Below are 15,659 nucleotides of genomic sequence, written 5' to 3' on the forward strand. Positions count from 1 at the left end.
AGGCCTTTCTCCAGTTGTAGAGGCTGGCCACGTGAATGCCCAGCTCTGCTGAAATCTGGGAAACGCTCTGGCGGTTCGGCGGAGTCATACGCCTCCTCACATCAGCCTTAAAGGCCTCGCTGTAACGACGCATTGCCCTGCTCCATCAAGCCCCCTGGTGAAAAAAGTGGTCGGGTTGGAGAGGCGTCAACTTTCCTGGCAGAGGGGGAAGGGGGAAGTCTCCTTGTTTCAGCGCATCCAGAAAGTCCTGCCAGCAGGAGGCTTGTTGGGCGATGCTCAGCACGGCACGGCGCCGCTCCGGCGTGATACCAATCACCAATGGTGTCAGGCGTTGGCTGATGGAGGGGTGCAGGCAATTCATCTGCCTTGGCTTGTGGAACACGTGCGTGAACGTATAGGCGCTGGCTGGCCTCAAGAGGGATTGGGGCTGATCTGCAGCAGCCCCCAAGCACGCTGCAGCGTTGTGGAGCCCTGGTTAACGCAGCGGTACCGTCGGCTCGCATTGGCCTGATCCCATGCCCTGGTTTGTGAAGCTGGAGGCGGGCCTGGTGCCCAAGCAGCAATTCGATGCAGTGATCCCAGCCCATTTGGCCTGGCTGGCTGATCTGGAGCGCAACGGCCACGCGCCCCGCAGTGGCTACTGGGCTGATCGGCTTGGCCGCACTGGGGACGGAGCCGGTGGCATGTTGGTGTTTCGTGCCCGCGACTGGGCTGAAGCCGAGTTGCTGGTGCTGAGCGACCCGCTGATCCTTGAGGGCTGTGTCGACTGGACGCTGCACGAATGGGCGGTGGTCTTCCCGCGCCCGCACCTGGCTAGCTGTGAAACAGCAGGACCAAGCCTGAGTTGAGCTGGTGAAATTCCCGCTCTTCGCGGCGCAGGTCAAGCCCCACCTGCAGGCCTTCTTTGAGGGCGTCTTCGAACGGAGGGGAGCTGGGAGGTGAGCCGGCCTGCCAGAGGGCTGCGATGCCCACTGGCGTGGCGTGCCAGCGGAAGCAAGGGGTAAGGCCGATATTCGGCTCTCGCAGAGCGTCTTCGAGCAGGTCGCGAATTGGCATGGGCCCAGGAACGTCCCTGCAGCTTCGGTAGCTCCTGGTGTCGGGGCAATCAGCTGAGAGTTTTCGTGATGAACGACACCGCGGCCGCCATGGTTCCGGCGATGGCGAGCCACAGCGTTTCCAACCGACGGTTCAGCGCAAGGATGCGCTGCACCGCATCTGCATCGGCCGGCGGCAGGCCCTTGGCCAGCAAAGGTTTGCTGCGGATCTGGCCGCCGTAGCGGTTGCTGCCGCCCAGCTGCACCCCCGCGGCGTGGGCATAGGCCGCCTGGGAGACGCCGGCATTGGGGGAGGGGTCGGCGGCCCCCTCCCTTAGGGCTGCCGCCAGCAGCGCCCCGCAGTGGCCAGGGTGCCCCGCCGCCACCGCCAGGCTCAGGGCCGCCAACCGGCAGGGCAGCCACACCAGCAGGTCGTCGAGGCGGGCGCCGGCGGTGCCCAGCCAGCGCAAGCGGCCGCGGCGATAGCCCAGCATCGAATCCAGGGTGCTGGCCGCCTTGAAGCCCCAGGCCAGGGCCAACGGGCCGGGCAGGGCGGGGTTCAGGCTGCAGATCCCAGCCCCCACCAGCATCCAGAACAGCGGCGCAAACAGACCATCCACCGCATTTTCGCTGGCGGTTTCGGCGGTGGCTCGCAGGATCTCGGCCCGATCCAGCCCGTTGGTGTCGCGACCCACGATCCAAGCCAGGGCTTGTCGGGCGGCCATCAGGCTTTCGGGGGAACTCGTGTTCTGCGCTTCGGGATTCTGTACACGCTGTACGGAATCCGGTGGGAGCCTGTTCAGCACCTGTTGCACCGCCTGCTCCAGGCTCCGCCCGGCCAGGGCACTGGCCAGGGCGAACGTCAAGGTGGCGAGGCTGAGGCCAGCGGCCACCGGGCCGCGCGTCGCCAGTTCCCGCACCAGTTGCTCCAGGCACCAGCCCGCCAGGCCACTGCCGCCCACCAGGAGCAGCGTGATCAGGGCGCCGGCGAGGCGCAGCTTCCCGGGGGCATCACCCGCCCAGGCCTCAGCCAGCCGGCGCAGGCCCGTGATCCACCAGCCCATCACCACCACCGGGTGGAGGCACCAACGCGGGTCCCCTACCAGGCGATCGAGGCCGCAGGCGGCCAGCACCAGCAGCCAGGGCCAGGGGCTCAGGTCGCCTTCAGCCAGCTGAACATCGAGCGCAGGCCCTTGCCCACCTGCTCGATCGGGTGCTGGGCATCGCGCTCACGGATCTTCGCCATCTCCGGCTTGCCGGCGTCGCACTCGGCCACGAAGTTGCGGGCGAAGGTGCCGTCCTGGATGTCGGCCAGGATCCGCTTCATCTCGGCCTTGGTGTCTGCGGTGATCAGGCGCGGGCCGCTCACGTAGTCGCCGTACTCGGCGGTGTTGGAGATCGAATCGCGCATGGCGGTGAGGCCGCCCTTCACCATCAGGTCCACGATCAGCTTCACCTCGTGCAGGCATTCGAAATAGGCCAGCTCGGGCTGATAACCGGCTTCCACCAGGGTTTCGAAGCCAGCCTTCACCAGCTCAGACAGACCGCCACACAGCACGGCCTGCTCACCGAACAGGTCGGTTTCGGTTTCTTCCTTGAAGTTGGTTTCGAGGATGCCGGCGCGGGTGCCGCCGATGCCCTTGGCGTAGGCCATGGCCAGCTCACGGGCCTTGCCGCTGGCGTCCTGGTGGATGGCGAACAGCGCCGGCACACCCATGCCGTTCTGGTATTCCCAGCGCACGGTGTGGCCGGGGCCCTTGGGGGCGATCATCACAACGTCCACATCGGCCGGGGGCTTGATCAGCTCGAAGCGGATGTTGAAGCCGTGGGCGAAGCTGAGCACCTTGCCGGCGCTCAGGTGGGGCGCAATTTCCTTGTCGTAAACAGACTTCTGGAATTCATCGGGCAGCAGCACCATGATCCAGTCGGCCTTGGCGCAAGCATCGGCCACGCTCAGCACGTCGAGGCCATCGGCTTTGGCTTTGTCAGCCGAGCGGCTGCCTTCGTAGAGGCCCACCACCACGTTCACGCCGCTGTCCTTGAGGTTGAGGGCGTGGGCGTGGCCCTGGCTGCCATAGCCAATGATGGCCACCGTCTTTCCGTTCAGCAGCGCAAGGTCGGCGTCGGTGTCGTAGTAGAGCTTGGCCATCGAGGCTTCGGGTCTGGGCAGGGCAAGAGCCGAGCTTACGCAAGCGCCCTTCAGGCTTCGCTGGGGTGGGAGATGACGCGGTCGATCAGGCCGTAGTCCTTGGCTTCGGCGGCGCTGAGGAAGTAGTCGCGGTCCGTGTCCTTCTCGATCTTCTCGAAGCTCTGACCGGTCATGTCGGCCATGCTGTGGTTAAGCATGTCCTTGAGGCGCAGGATCTCCTTCGCCTCGATCTCGATGTCGCTGGCCTGGCGCTGGCTGGTGCCGCCCAGGGGCTGGTGGATCATGATCCGGCTGTGGGGCAGGGCCAACCGCTTGCCCTTGGTGCCGGCGCCCAGCAGGAAGGCGCCCATCGAGGCGGCCAGGCCCACGCAGATCGTCACCACGTCACTCTTGACATACTGCATCGTGTCGTAGATCGCCAGGCCGGCGGTCACCGAGCCCCCCGGGGAGTTGATGTAGAGGTAGATCGGCTTGGAGTTGTCCTCCGAGTCCAGGTAGAGCATCTGGGCCACCAGGGCATTGGCAACGGCGTCGTTCACCTCCGAGCCCAGAAACAGGATTCGCTCCACTCCCAGACGGGTGTAGATGTCAACCCAGCGCTCGTACTGGCTGCCGGGGAGGCGGTAGGGAACGCTGGGGGTGCCGATGGGCATGGGTTTGGTTGGGGTGGTCGGTGAATCGCGGGTTTGGAGTGCCTGGAGTGTGGCGGGCTGCCAGACGGGGGTTCAGCCCAGGCCGGCGGCCGTGGGTGGCGCGGTGGGCAGGTCTTTCTGGCTGGTGAGCACCCGGTCGATCAGGCCATACTCCATGGCCTCTTCGGCGGTGAAGTAGGTCATCCGGTCGGAATCGCGCGACAGCTGCTCCACCGACTTGCCGGTGTTGGCCGACAGCATCCCCAGCAGGGTGCGCTTGTTGTGCAACACCTCCTGGGCCCGGATCTGGATATCGGTGGCCTGGCCGCGGGCGCCGCTGCGGGGCTGGTGCAGCACGATCGAGGCGTGGGGCAGGGCGGCCCGGTGCCCCTTGGTGCCGGCGCTGAGGATCATCGCGGCGGTGCCCATCGCCTGGCCGATGCAGATGGTGTGCACCGGCGGCTTCACATAGCGGAGGGTGTCTGCGATGGCGAAGGCTTCGGTTTCAAAGCCAACGGCGTCGCCGGTGTACCAGCTGGTGCCGGTGGAGTTGATGTAGAAAAAGATCGGCTTCTCGGGGTTGTCAAACTCCAGATAGAGCAGCTGGGCAATGATCAGCTCGGTCACGTCGATGCCCATCTGGCGCTTGGCATCGTCGTCGCTGAATAGGGGCAAGCCCAAGTACACGATCCGTTCTTTCAGCAGCAGGCTCGGCAGATCGGGCGGCGGGGTGCGCATGACCGCGGAATCGCCGTAGTAGGGGGCTGACACCGACATGCGCGGTTAATGGAAAACACGTTTGTGGAGCCTAGCGGGGGCCATCGGTCTCCGGATTCGTCTGGGCCGAATTGGTCTTGCTGCGCTCGGCGTTGCGCTCGGAATTGCGCTCAGAGCGGGGTTTGCGCTTCGGGGCCGGATCGGGGCTGGAGGCCGGCGCCAAAGGTTCACTGCGGGCAAACACGATGCGTCCGGTGGGGTTTTGCAGGGCACCGGTGATCACCACCGGCAGCCGTTCGCCGATGCGGCCCCGGGCCCCTTCCACCACCACCATCGTGCCGTCGTCGAGGTAGCCCACGCCCTGGTCGGCCTCCTTGCCATCGCGGGCGATCTTGAGCAGCAACTCGTCGCCGGGCTGCACCTCTGGCCGCAGGGCGATCACCAGCTCGCTGAGGTTGAGCACCCGCAGCGCCTTCACCTCCGCCACCTTGGCCAGGTTGTAGTCGGCGGTTAACAATGTGCCGCCGGTATCGGCGGTGAGTAGCAGCAGCTTGTCGTCGACGCCGTTGCCCTCGTAGCGGGTGCTGTTCACCACCAGCCGCCGGCCGTATTGCTCGCGCAGCTCGCTGAGCAGCTTGAGACCGCGGCGCCCGCGGCCACGCTTCTCGGCGTTGCCTGAATCCGCCAGGGCCTGCAGCTCATCGATTACGCTCTGAGCCACGATCACCTGGCCCTCCAGCAGCCCCGAGGCAAGCAGGCCGCGGATGCGGCCGTCGATGATCACGCTGGTGTCGAGGATCTTGGCGCTGGCGGGCTGCAGCACCCCATCGGCCACCAGCATGGCTTCGGTATTGGTGGGGTTGAACAGACGCAGCAGGGTGCGGCCATGCACCTCGGCGAGGTTGTAGCCCGACACCCCGAAAAACACATTGCTGAGCACTGCCGCCAGCGGTTTGACGAACACCACCTCCCAAGGAAGCGGCAGCAGCAGGATCGGGGCCAGCAGCAGGTTGGCCACCAGCAGGCCCAGGATCAGGCCGACGGCGCGGCTGATCAGCAGGTCGGTGGGCATGGTGCGCACCTGGGCCATCAGCTTGCGGCGCAGCTGACCGAAGAAAAAGCCCGCCAGCAGCCCGAAAAAGGCTCCGAACCCGCCCAGCACCGTGCGCAGCCCCTCGGGGTTGTCCACCTGCAGCAGCAGGGGCGCTGGCAGCAGGTCGACCCCGAGCCAGCCAGCGGCGGCCCCGGAGATCACAAACAGGATCAGGATGAGGGAGTCCACCATTCCCGTCTTGCGTGGCTGCCCTTCCGTTCAAGGTTGCAGCATGCCTGATTTCCGCGCCATTGGCCTGAAGGGGTTCCCGCACTTGCTGTTGTGACTGCCCAAATCCCCGCCCCCCCCTGGCCGCCCCGCAGTGCCTATCTGCACATCCCCTTCTGCCACCGCCGCTGCTTCTACTGCGATTTCCCGGTGGTGCCCCTGGGTGACCGGGCCGGCGGCGAGCCGGGGGCGCCGGGTTCGGCGTCCATTGAGGCTTATCTCCAGCTGCTGCACCAGGAGATTGGTCTGGCTCCGCCGGGCCCGCCCCTGAGCACGGTGTATTTCGGAGGCGGCACCCCCTCGCTGCTCACCCCGGCCCAGGTGGGGGGCTTGATGGGGGCGTTGCGGCGGGGTTTTGGCCTGGCTCCCGCCGCCGAGATCACCCTGGAGCTCGATCCGGCCAGCTTCGATCAGGCGCGGCTGGCGGGCTACCTGCAGGCCGGGGTGAATCGGGTGAGCTTGGGCGGCCAGAGCTTCGATGATGCCGTGCTGGCCAGCCTGGGGCGCCGCCACCGCGGTGCCGACCTGCGGCAGGCCGCCGGCTGGCTGAGTGAGGCCCAGCGCCGCGGGGCCCTGGCGAGCTGGAGCCTGGATCTGATCCAGGGGCTGCCGGGTCAGGCGTCCTCCGCAGCAGCCCTGGCCGCCTGGCGCCAGCAGCTGGGTGAGGCGATCGCGCTGGCCCCGCCCCATCTCTCCGTCTATGACCTCAGCCTGGAGCCCGGCACCGTGTTTGCGCGTCGCCACCAGCGCGGTCAGCTGGAGCTGCCCGATGCCGACCTGGGCGCCGACCTGATGGAGCTCACCTGGACCGAGCTCAGCGCCGCCGGCTATGGCCACTACGAAATCTCCAACTACGCCCTGCCCGGCCACGCCTCTCGCCACAACCGCGTCTACTGGAGCGGTGCCGGTTGGTGGGGCTTCGGCATGGGGGCGACCTCGGCGCCCTGGGGCGAGCGGTTGGCTCGGCCCCGCACCCGCGAGGGCTATGCCGCCTGGCTGGCCCAGCCGCAGCCGCAGAGCGGGGCGGGAATGCCGATCGATGAGCGGTTGCTGGTGGGTCTGCGCCGCCGGGAGGGGGTGCACCTGCCCCAGCTGCTGGGCGAGGCCGGCTGCGCTCAGCTGCGTGAACGGCTCGAGCCATGGTGGCGCCAGGGGCTGCTGCAGATCGAGGGCCCCCGCTGGCGGCTCAGTGATCCGGCCGGCCTGGCCCTCAGCAATGGGGTGCTGCGGGAGTTGCTGGCCTGGTGGCAGGAGCAGTTGGATGCTCCTGGGCTGGATGGTGCTGGGCGGCAATCCAGCGCCGCAGCGCTTCCACCCCCAGGGTCCGGCCCTGCAGCAGCGGTGGGCTGAAGGGTGGTTGTTGGCTGGTGAGCCCCAGCAGATCGGCCGTGACACGCACCTGGCCGTCGCAGCTCTCGCCGGCGCCGATGCCGATCACCGGCAGGGTCAGCTCGCGTTGCAGGGCGGCACCAAGGGCATCGGGCACGTGCTCCAGCACCAGGGCGAAGCAGCCGGCCTCCTGCAGGGCGAGGGCCTGGCGCCGCAGCCGCTCCTGGCTGGGCGCATCGCTGCCCTGGCGGCGGTAGCCCAGGCGGTGCACCGACTGGGGCGTCAGGCCGATGTGGCCCATCACCGGGATGCCGCTGCGCACCAGCCGGTCGATCACGGCCAGGGTTTCCGGTTCGGCGCCTTCGAGCTTCACGGCGGCAGCGGGGGTTTCCTTCAGCACCCGCCCGGCGGCGGCCACGGCCTCATCGGCGCTGCATTGGTAGCTGAGGAAGGGGAGATCGCAGATCAACAGCGGCTCCTGCCCGGGGGAACAGCTGCTGGCCAGGCCGCGCGCCGTGGCCCGGGTGTGGTGCAGCATCTCCTCGAGGGTCACCGGCAGGGTGGTGGCGTGGCCCAGCACCGTCATCGCCAGGGAGTCACCCACCAACACCGCATCGGCGCCGGCCTCGGCCACCAGCGCTCCGGAGAGGGCATCCCAGGCGGTGAGAACCGTGATCGGCAGCCCGGCCTGCTTGCGACTCGCCAGATTTGCGGGGCGCAGGGGCACGGACGTCGGTGCGGAGGATGCCATTGCTAGCATCCAATCGACTCGGACCCATGCGGCTCCGACGCCCAAATCTGGTCAGGACCGGAAGGGAGCAGCCACACGGGATGCTCAGGGCAGGCGTGGACTCCGGGTCACCACTTTCAGGGGGTCGCCACCTTCAGGCCAGACCCCAGGGCGTTTTCAGGACCAAATTGCCAGGGTCAGGGCTTATGAATTGGCCTGACCCTGGCGATTGAGCAGGAACGGCGGAATCTTGGCGCCACGCTCTTCCTGATTGCCTCTGAACAGGTTGGTGCCAGCAAAGCCCACCGTGGTGCGCTCGCGGCGGTATGGAGCGCCGCTTTCGAAGCCGGTGGCGATCACGGTCACGTGGATCTCACCCTCGAGGCGCTCGTCCACGACGGCCCCCACAATGATGTTGGCATCGGGATCCACCACCTCGTAGATCACCTCCGAGGCGGTGGTCATGTCCTCGAGGGTCATGTCTTTGCCACCGCTGATGTTGATCACGCAACCCTTGGCGCCGTCGATCCGGGCCGACTCCAGCAGGGGGCTGCTCATCGCCGCCTGGGCCGCCTCGCTGGCCCGGGAGCGACCGGAGCCCACGCCGATGCCCAGCAGGGCGGTGCCGGCATCGGCCATCACCGAGCGCACGTCAGCGAAGTCGACATTCACCAGGCCGGGCTTGGTGATGATGTCGCTGATGCCCTTGACGCCCATGCGCAGCACGTCGTCGGCGGCGCGGAAGGCCTCATTGAGGGGAGCCCCGGCAATGGCATCCCGCAGGCGGTCGTTGGGGATGACGATCAGGGTGTCAACGCTTTCGGCCAGGCGGGCAATGCCCTCCTCGGCCTGACGCAGCCGCTTGCGACCTTCGAACCCGAAGGGCTTGGTGACGATGCCCACGGTGAGGGCACCCACCTCTTTGGCCACCTCCGCCAGGATCGGCGCAGCGCCGGTGCCGGTGCCGCCGCCCATGCCCGCCGCGATGAACACCAGATCTGCGCCCTGCAGCGATTCCTGCAGTTCAGCCCGGGATTCTTCAGCCGCCTTCTGGCCGATCACGGGGTTGCCGCCGGCCCCCAGGCCGCGGGTGAGTTTCTGGCCCAGTTGGATGCGCTTCTGGGAGGCCGACTGCAGCAGGGCCTGGGCATCGGTGTTGAGCACCCGATAACCCACACCCTGGAGATCGGAGGCGATCATCCGGTTGACCGCGTTGCTACCACCACCACCAACCCCGATCACTTCGATGCGTGCCGACTGGCTGGGCACAATTCCGCCTGCGGTCGAACTGCCAAGCAACCCCTCGCTCCCGGGCTGGACACCGTTGGATTGGGGGGACCCGAATTGGGGGGAGCTGTGGGTCATAGCGGCATTGGGGGCGGCGGCAGTGCTGTACATCTGCCGCTGCATTATGTCGGCCTTTGGCACCTTGGATTCAGGGAGTCTCCCACCTTTGCGGGTTTCCTGGCATGGCCGTTGCCGGAATGCTCATCCGGGGGGTTTGGCTGGCTGGGCGGGCAAGGGCAGCCCCAGTTCCGGCTGTTCCGGATCGCTGAGGTCGATCGATTGAAGCCGCCGGCCCTTGATTCGCGCTGGCAATTCCTGTTGCAGGTGGCCGAGCACCTCGAGACGCCGCCCCAGTTGGGCGTCGGCTGGCCCCAGCCGCACCTGGCCGAGGCTGGTGCTCTCCAGCCAGAGGCTGCCGCCGGGCTCAAAGCGGATCTGGTGCAGGTCGGCTCCGAGCCGGTCGCGTTGCTCCAGCACCTGGGCCAGGGCGGGGCGGTAGCGCGGCTGCCAGCCCACCACCGTCAGGCCTGCGCTGGCCTTGGCGGCAACGCCCTGCCCCTGGCGGTTGCTCATCCAGTGGCCGAATCGGTCAACAAAGCCCTGCTCGAGGCCCGTGCTGGTGCGCCGCTGGGCCCGGGCCACCGCCTGGCGATCAACCAGTTCGATCCGCAGCCGCGGCGGCGCCATCAGCCGGCTCACCTGCACCTGCTCCACCGGCAGGGCGCCGGCGATGGCCTCGGCGATGCGTTTGGGCTGCAGGGCCAGCAGCGGCTGGGGAAAGCTGAGTTGGGCTGCCTGCACCACCTGGTCTGGCCCCACCTGCGCGCTGCCCACCACCTCCACCTGGCTGGGGCCGGTCAACACCCAACCCTGACGCAGCAGGCCGTAGCCCAGGCCGCCCGCCAGGCTGAGCAGCACCACCAGCCGCCAGAGGTTGCGCAGCCGCTCGCGCTGCCGTTGCTGGCGCAGTTGGCGGCGGCGTTCCGACCCGGGCGGCGCAGGGTTGCCCTTCACCACCGCAGGCTCACCCGTCGACCTGGAGCGGGGCTCACAGTTCGCAGCGGGAGCGGGACATCAGCTCGGCGATCCAGCGCCGGGCCCGCTCCGCATCGGCGAAGGGCAGATCCTTCTGCTCGCTTCCGCCCACCAGCCGCAGCCGGCAGGCCCCCTGGCTTTCCTCGGTCAGCGGCGCCTCGCCGGAGCCCAGCGACAGCAGTTCGACCAGCTCGAGCTGCTTGATCACGAAGGAGCCCTCCTCCTTCAGTTGACCAGCCTCGAAGGTGCACCAGGTGAGCACCCCATCCACCAGCCGGGCGGCGCCACAGCTGTCGAGCTTGGCCAGCTCGGAGCCTTCGGCCCACTCGCGGAACAGCCGCTGCCGCCGCCGCTCCAGCCAGCCCAGGGCGGTGAGCAGTACAAACACCAGTAGCAGTGGAAGCCACAGCAGTCCGTGCGTCATGCCAAGGGGCCTCCCAGAGGTGTTGCCTGGTGCCATTCTCGGGCCCCTTCCAGCAACTCGCCCACCAATTGCGGCAAGGGCACACCGCTGGCGGCCCAGAGCATCGGGTACATGCTCTGGCTGGTGAAGCCGGGCAAGGTGTTGATTTCGTTGAGCCACAGCGTGCCACTGGGCTCGCCGGGGTTGGCTTCATTGGCGCTGGTTTCGCCGTAGAAGAAATCGACGCGCGACAGACCCATCGCCCCCACCGCCTCACAGGCCTGAATGGCCATGGCCCGGGCGCGCGCGGCGATCGGCTCGGGCACCACGGCGGGGATCACGGTGTGGCTTTTGCCCTCGCTGTATTTGGTGTCGTAGTCGTACCAGTCGGCGTCGAAGCAGATTTCGCCCAGCACCGAGGCCTGCAGGGGCTGGTGGCCACCGCCGCGCACGGCGCACTCCAGCTCCCGGGCCGTGACGCCCTGCTCCACCACCAGGCGCGGATCGAGGGCGGCGGCCGTGCGCAGCCCGGCCAGCAGGCTGGCCCGGTCGGTGGCCTTGCTGATGCCCACTGAGGAGCCCAGGTTGGCGGGTTTCACAAAGCAGGGATAGCCGAGATCAGCTTCGAGCTTCGCAACCAGGCCGTCGGGATCCTGGGCAAGCTGGCTGGCACTGACGCAGGCATAGGGCACCTGGGGCAGCCCGGCGGCGGCAAAGGCGGCTTTCATCGCTTGCTTGTCCATGCCCACGGCCGAGCCGAGAACCCCTGAGCCCACGTAGGGCACCTGCATCAACGTGAACAGGCCCTGGATCGTGCCGTCTTCGCCATTGGGGCCATGCAGCACCGGCAGCCACACCGCCACCTCCAGGGCGCCGGCGGGAAAACCGCGGAATCCAGGCTCAGGCAGGGGTTGGGGCAGCTGGTCGGGGGGTGCGGGCACGCCCTGGGCCAGCACGGCCTCGGCCACATCAGGGCCCCACCAGCGGCCTTCGGGATCGATGTAGAAGCAGCGCAGGGCATAGCGCGCGGCGTTGTCGGGATGGCGCACGGCGGCGGCCACGGTGGCCGCTGAGCGGATCGAAACGGCGTGTTCGCCGGAAGCCCCCCCAAAGATCAGGCCAACGGCAAGGGGGGTGGGTGTCATGCCGTCTGCAGGGTGAGCCAGGGGCCCAAAACTCAGGCCAGTTTGCCGCTGAGGGAGAAGGCCCGCACGTCTTCGATTTGCACCGTCACCAGCTCGCCGGGGGCGATGGTGCGGCCATCGGAGCGCTGGGCCGGGAAGAAGGTGAGGCGGTTGGTGCGGGTGCGGCCCATCATCTGCTCGGGATTCTTGGGGTTGGTGCCCTCCACCAGGATCTGCTCGCGGCGGCCGGCGTAGCGGGCGCTGCGTTCCCGGGCGGTGCGCTCCACCAGGGCATTGAGCTCCTGCAGCCGCTCCACCTTCACCGCCTCGCTGAGCTGGTTGGGCCAGACGGCGGCGGGGGTGTTGGGCCGCGGCGAGTAGGCGGCAGTGTTCACCGCATCGAAGCCGATCTCCTCGATCAGATCGAGGGTGCGGCGGTATTGGGCGTCGGTTTCGCCCGGGAAGGCCACGATCACATCGGCGCTGATCGCGGCATCGGGCATGCGCTCGCGGATGCGCTCGACAATGCGGCGGTAGCGGTCCACCGTGTAGCCGCGGGCCATGGCCTTGAGCACGTCGTCATCGCCGCTCTGGAAGGGCACGTGGAAGTGCTCGCACAGCTTGGGCAGGTCGGCGCAGGCGTCGATCAGCCGCTCGGTGAAATAGCGCGGATGGCTGGTGGCGAAGCGGATCCGCTCGATGCCCGCCACGTCGTGCACGTGGTGGAGCAAGTCGGTGAGGGTGTGGGCGCGCCGGCCTTCGGCGGTGATGCCGGGCAGGTCGCGGCCGTAGGCATCGATGTTCTGGCCCAGCAGGGTGATCTCCTTGAACCCCCGTGCGGCCAGCCCCTCCATCTCCAGCTTGATCGCCTCAGGCAGACGCGATTGCTCCTGGCCCCGCACCGACGGCACCACGCAATAGGTGCAGCGCTCGTTGCAGCCGTAGATCACGTTCACCCAACCGCAGATCGTGCTGTCGCGGCGGGCGGTGGTGATGTCTTCGAGGATGTGGTGCTCGCCTGTGGCCACCACCTGTTGGCCCTGCTCCACCTGGGCCAGCAGCACATCGAGGCGGTTGGCGTGCTGGGGCCCCATCACCAGATCCAGCTCGGGCACGCGCCGCAGCAGCGATTCGCCCTCCTGCTGGGCCACGCAGCCGGCCACCACCAGGGTGAGGTGGGGGTTGGTGCGCTTGCGCTGGGCCTGGCGACCCAGATAGCTGTACACCTTCTGTTCGGCGTTGTCGCGGATCGTGCAGGTGTTGTAGAGAACGAGATCAGCCTCCAGCTCGGCTGGAGCCTCGCGGTAGCCCATGGATTCGAGGATCCCGGCCATGCGCTCGGAATCCGCCTTGTTCATCTGGCAGCCGAAGGTGGTGATCCAGTAGCTGCCGCGGGTGCTGAGCGTGGTGGCCGTCATCCGATCAGTTTCGGCCATCGGGTTCCGCACTTGGGTTGCTGGTGGTAGGTCGTGGGCAAGGGCTAGGGAATGGCGCTGGCTGGTGTTCCGAAATCTGTACGGGTTGCACGGATTTCAGGAGGCATGTCAGACGCGTGCCGTCCTGGTTGTGCCAGCTTGATGGCAGCGCTCCATCCCCATGCGCCTGAGCCTGCGCCGGTTTCCGCTCACCAAGGCTGTGCCCCTGGCCATCAGCCGCGGCACCACAGCGGCTGTGGAGCACCTGCTGGTGAGCCTCGAGCACGACGGGCTCACAGGCATCGGTGAGACCGGCGGCTTCGACACCGGCCATCGCCACTACGCCACCGACGCCGTTGCGGCGGAGCTCGAAGCCCTGGCCCCCCAGCTGGGAGCCCTGGCGCCGGAGCCGCTCCAGGCCCTGGAACCACTGCTGGCTGGCCTCAGCCCGCCGGCGCGCTGCGGCCTCGATCTGGCCCTGCACGACTGGTGGGGCCAACGGCTGGGGCAACCGCTGTGGCGGCTCTGGGGCCTGGATCCGGGAGCCCGTGTCGCCACCAGCGTGACCCTCGGCTTAGGCCCCCCCGAGGCTGTGCTGGCGCGGCTCGAGTGCTGGTGGCTGCAGCTTCCCGCCACCCGCATCAAGCTCAAGCTCGGCAGCCCCGAGGGGGTGGCCCACGACCTGGTGCTGCTGGAGGCCGTGGCTGCTGCCCTCGAGCAGCGGCGCCAGAGCACCGGCGTGGCCTGCGAGCTGCAGGTGGATGCCAACGGCGGTTGGGATCTGGGCACGGCCCGGGCCATGCTCGTGCCCCTCGAGCGGGCTGGGGTGGTGCTGCTGGAGCAGCCCCTGGCGCCGCTGCTGGATGCGGAGCTCGACACGGCTGGCTTCGAGGCCCTGGAGCTCGACTGTCCGATGCCCTTGGTGGCGGATGAGAGCTGTTGGGACCTGGCCGATCTGGTGCGGCTGGCCCCCTACGTGGACGGCATCAACATCAAACTGCTCAAAAGTGGAGGTCTCTCCGAGGCTTTGCTGATGGCCCAGGCGGCCCGGCGGCTGGGGCTGGGGGTGATGGTCGGCTGCTACTCCGACGCCGCCCTGCTCAATGGCGCCGCCGCCCAGCTGCTGCCCCTGGTGACCTGGCCCGATCTCGACAGCCACCTCAACCTGGTGGATGACCCCTTTACCGGGTTGGCGCTTCGCGGCGACGTGTTGGTGCCGCCCCCCGGCCCCGGCCTGGGCATTGGCCTCCGAGGCGATCAGGCATGTTGAGCGCCAGCGCCCCGGTCGTGCTGCTGCAGCATGGCGGCCTCGATGACCTCTCCGGCAAGACCGGCCTGGCGATGCTGCGCTACCGCTCCGGACCGATCGTGGCGGTGATCGATCCGGCCTTCGCTGGCGCCTCGCTGGAGGCGATCACGGGCATCGACCGGGCCGTGCCGGTGGTGGCCGACATGGCGGCGGCCCTGGCCTACGGGCCCGAGGTGGCGGTGGTGGGGCTGGCCCCCTCCGGTGGCCGCTTGCCCGCCGCCATGCGCGCCGATCTGCTGGCGGGGCTCCAGGCCGGGCTGCACCTGGCCAGTGGCCTGCACAGCCGGTTGGGGGATGATCCGGCCCTGGCGGCGGCCTGCACCCGCCCCGGCCAGTGGATCTGGGACCTGCGCCAGGAGCCCGAGGCGCTGGAGGTGGCCACGGCGCGGGCGGCGGCTCTTCCTTGCCGGCGGCTGCTGGCGGTGGGATCCGACATGGCCGTGGGCAAGATGAGCGCCTGCCTGGAGCTGCAGGCCGAGGCTAGGCACCGGGGCCTCGATGCCCGCTTTGTGGGCACCGGCCAGGCGGGGATCCTGATCGCCGGATGCGGAGTGGCCCTCGATGCGGTGCGGGTGGATTACGCCGCCGGGGCCGTGGAGGCGGCGGTGCTTCAGGTGGCCGCCGGGGCCGGGCCCGAGGCCCTGGTGCTGGTGGAGGGGCAGGGGTCGCTCTGCCACCCGGGCTCCACCGCCACCCTGCCGCTGCTGCGCGGCAGCCAGCCCACCGACCTGCTGCTGGTGCACCGCGCCGGCCAGCGCTTCGTGCGCAGCCGGCCTGGGGCGGCGCCGGTGGCGATTCCACCGCTGCCGGAGCTGATCGCGGCGCTGGAGGCCCTGGCGGCCTTGGGCCGGCCCGATGGCCTGCGGCCCCGGGTGCGGGCCGTGGCGCTCAACACCGCCCGGCTCAGCAGCGCAGAAGCCGATGCCGCTCTCGTGGCCACGGCCGCCGAGACGGGTTTGCCCTGCGCCGATCCGGTGCGGCAGGGGGCGGGTCTGCTGCTGCAGGCCCTCTTGCCGCAGGGCGCGTTGCAGCAGGGCGGCACAAAAAAGCCGCCTCCACCAGAAGCGGAGACGGCTAGGGCATCAAGGGCGAGCGAGGGGACTTGAACCCCCGAATGGCGGCGCCACAAGCCGCTGCCTTAACCACTTGGCGACGCCCGCCGTGATTGCCAACA

At 68.5% G+C, this 15,659-nt stretch carries 16 protein-coding genes, 1 tRNA gene, 1 other RNA gene and 1 pseudogene; 5 read left to right on the forward strand and 14 right to left on the reverse strand.

Annotated features, from left to right (window positions below; all coding sequences use genetic code 11):
- Positions 1-133: transposase (locus CJZ78_RS04205; RefSeq protein WP_143592842.1), on the reverse strand; the 133-nt coding region annotated here is incomplete at its 3' end.
- A gap of 382 nt (positions 134-515) precedes the next feature.
- On the opposite strand from CJZ78_RS04205, the gene CJZ78_RS04215 reads away from it, so the two are divergent.
- Positions 516-848, forward strand: a complete 333-nt coding sequence (locus tag CJZ78_RS04215) for a YciI family protein (RefSeq protein WP_094559667.1) — start codon at positions 516-518, stop codon at positions 846-848.
- On the opposite strand, the gene CJZ78_RS04220 is transcribed toward CJZ78_RS04215, so the two are convergent.
- The 6 genes from CJZ78_RS04220 to CJZ78_RS04245 form a co-directional block, all read right to left on the reverse strand.
- Entirely contained in the window at positions 814-1,056 is a 243-nt protein-coding gene (locus CJZ78_RS04220) for a hypothetical protein (RefSeq protein WP_094559668.1), read from the reverse strand. The genes CJZ78_RS04215 and CJZ78_RS04220 overlap by 35 nt on opposite strands.
- Before the next feature lie 49 nt (positions 1,057-1,105).
- Positions 1,106-2,167, reverse strand: a complete 1,062-nt coding sequence (cbiB, locus tag CJZ78_RS04225) for an adenosylcobinamide-phosphate synthase CbiB (RefSeq protein WP_094559669.1) — start codon at positions 2,165-2,167, stop codon at positions 1,106-1,108.
- A gap of 20 nt (positions 2,168-2,187) precedes the next feature.
- Positions 2,188-3,183 carry a ketol-acid reductoisomerase gene (gene ilvC / locus CJZ78_RS04230; RefSeq protein WP_094559670.1) on the reverse strand — a complete coding sequence of 332 codons (996 nt, stop codon included), beginning with the start codon at positions 3,181-3,183 and terminating at the stop codon, positions 2,188-2,190.
- 50 nt (positions 3,184-3,233) lie between these two features.
- A complete protein-coding gene (locus CJZ78_RS04235) occupies positions 3,234-3,836 on the reverse strand; it encodes an ATP-dependent Clp protease proteolytic subunit (RefSeq protein ID WP_094559671.1) in 603 nt (200 codons plus the stop codon).
- 72 nt (positions 3,837-3,908) lie between these two features.
- Entirely contained in the window at positions 3,909-4,592 is a 684-nt protein-coding gene (locus CJZ78_RS04240) for an ATP-dependent Clp protease proteolytic subunit (RefSeq protein ID WP_094559672.1), read from the reverse strand.
- 31 nt (positions 4,593-4,623) lie between these two features.
- The gene (locus tag CJZ78_RS04245; protein ID WP_094559673.1) at positions 4,624-5,817 is read right to left on the reverse strand and encodes a PIN/TRAM domain-containing protein; all 1,194 of its coding nucleotides are present in this window, start codon (positions 5,815-5,817) and stop codon (positions 4,624-4,626) included.
- A 90-nt stretch (positions 5,818-5,907) separates the two neighbouring features.
- On the opposite strand from CJZ78_RS04245, the pseudogene CJZ78_RS04250 reads away from it, so the two are divergent.
- Positions 5,908-7,116, forward strand: a pseudogene (locus CJZ78_RS04250) (coproporphyrinogen-III oxidase family protein); the annotation flags it as partial.
- On the opposite strand, the gene panB reads toward CJZ78_RS04250, so the two are convergent.
- The gene (gene panB, locus CJZ78_RS04255) at positions 7,064-7,903 is read right to left on the reverse strand and encodes a 3-methyl-2-oxobutanoate hydroxymethyltransferase (protein ID WP_094559814.1); all 840 of its coding nucleotides are present in this window, start codon (positions 7,901-7,903) and stop codon (positions 7,064-7,066) included. The pseudogene CJZ78_RS04250 and the gene panB overlap by 53 nt on opposite strands.
- 45 nt (positions 7,904-7,948) lie before the next feature.
- Here panB and ffs point away from each other — a divergent pair.
- Positions 7,949-8,045: signal recognition particle sRNA small type (gene ffs / locus CJZ78_RS04260), an RNA gene on the forward strand.
- Between the two features lie 71 nt (positions 8,046-8,116).
- Here the strand turns inward: ffs and ftsZ are convergent.
- The 5 genes from ftsZ to miaB all read right to left on the reverse strand — a co-directional run bounded on the left by ftsZ (position 8,117) and on the right by miaB (position 13,197).
- Entirely contained in the window at positions 8,117-9,277 is a 1,161-nt protein-coding gene (gene ftsZ / locus CJZ78_RS04265) for a cell division protein FtsZ (RefSeq protein WP_369802014.1), read from the reverse strand.
- Positions 9,278-9,400: 123 nt separating this feature from the next.
- Entirely contained in the window at positions 9,401-10,216 is an 816-nt protein-coding gene (locus CJZ78_RS04270) for a cell division protein FtsQ/DivIB (RefSeq protein ID WP_233128478.1), read from the reverse strand.
- Between the two features lie 31 nt (positions 10,217-10,247).
- The gene (locus CJZ78_RS04275; protein WP_094559674.1) at positions 10,248-10,658 is read right to left on the reverse strand and encodes a hypothetical protein; all 411 of its coding nucleotides are present in this window, start codon (positions 10,656-10,658) and stop codon (positions 10,248-10,250) included.
- Positions 10,655-11,782, reverse strand: coding sequence for a D-alanine--D-alanine ligase family protein (locus CJZ78_RS04280; protein WP_094559675.1), 1,128 nt, complete (start codon positions 11,780-11,782; stop codon positions 10,655-10,657). The genes CJZ78_RS04275 and CJZ78_RS04280 overlap by 4 nt, the downstream gene beginning before the upstream one ends.
- Before the next feature lie 32 nt (positions 11,783-11,814).
- Positions 11,815-13,197, reverse strand: a complete 1,383-nt coding sequence (gene miaB / locus CJZ78_RS04285; protein ID WP_233128479.1) for a tRNA (N6-isopentenyl adenosine(37)-C2)-methylthiotransferase MiaB — start codon at positions 13,195-13,197, stop codon at positions 11,815-11,817.
- Positions 13,198-13,357: 160 nt separating this feature from the next.
- Between miaB and CJZ78_RS04290 the strand changes: the two genes are divergently transcribed.
- Both CJZ78_RS04290 and CJZ78_RS04295 read left to right on the forward strand, forming a co-directional pair.
- The gene (locus tag CJZ78_RS04290) at positions 13,358-14,446 is read left to right on the forward strand and encodes an enolase C-terminal domain-like protein (protein WP_094559676.1); all 1,089 of its coding nucleotides are present in this window, start codon (positions 13,358-13,360) and stop codon (positions 14,444-14,446) included.
- Positions 14,440-15,591, forward strand: a complete 1,152-nt coding sequence (locus CJZ78_RS04295) for a DUF1611 domain-containing protein (RefSeq protein ID WP_094559677.1) — start codon at positions 14,440-14,442, stop codon at positions 15,589-15,591. The genes CJZ78_RS04290 and CJZ78_RS04295 overlap by 7 nt, the downstream gene beginning before the upstream one ends.
- On the opposite strand, the gene CJZ78_RS04300 is transcribed toward CJZ78_RS04295, so the two are convergent.
- A tRNA-His gene (locus CJZ78_RS04300) sits at positions 15,573-15,645 on the reverse strand. The genes CJZ78_RS04295 and CJZ78_RS04300 overlap by 19 nt on opposite strands.
- Between the last annotated feature and the right edge of the window lie 14 nt (positions 15,646-15,659).

The organism is Synechococcus sp. 8F6 (assembly GCF_002252665.1).
In the GTDB taxonomy this organism is placed as follows: Bacteria; Cyanobacteriota; Cyanobacteriia; order PCC-6307; family Cyanobiaceae; genus Cyanobium_A.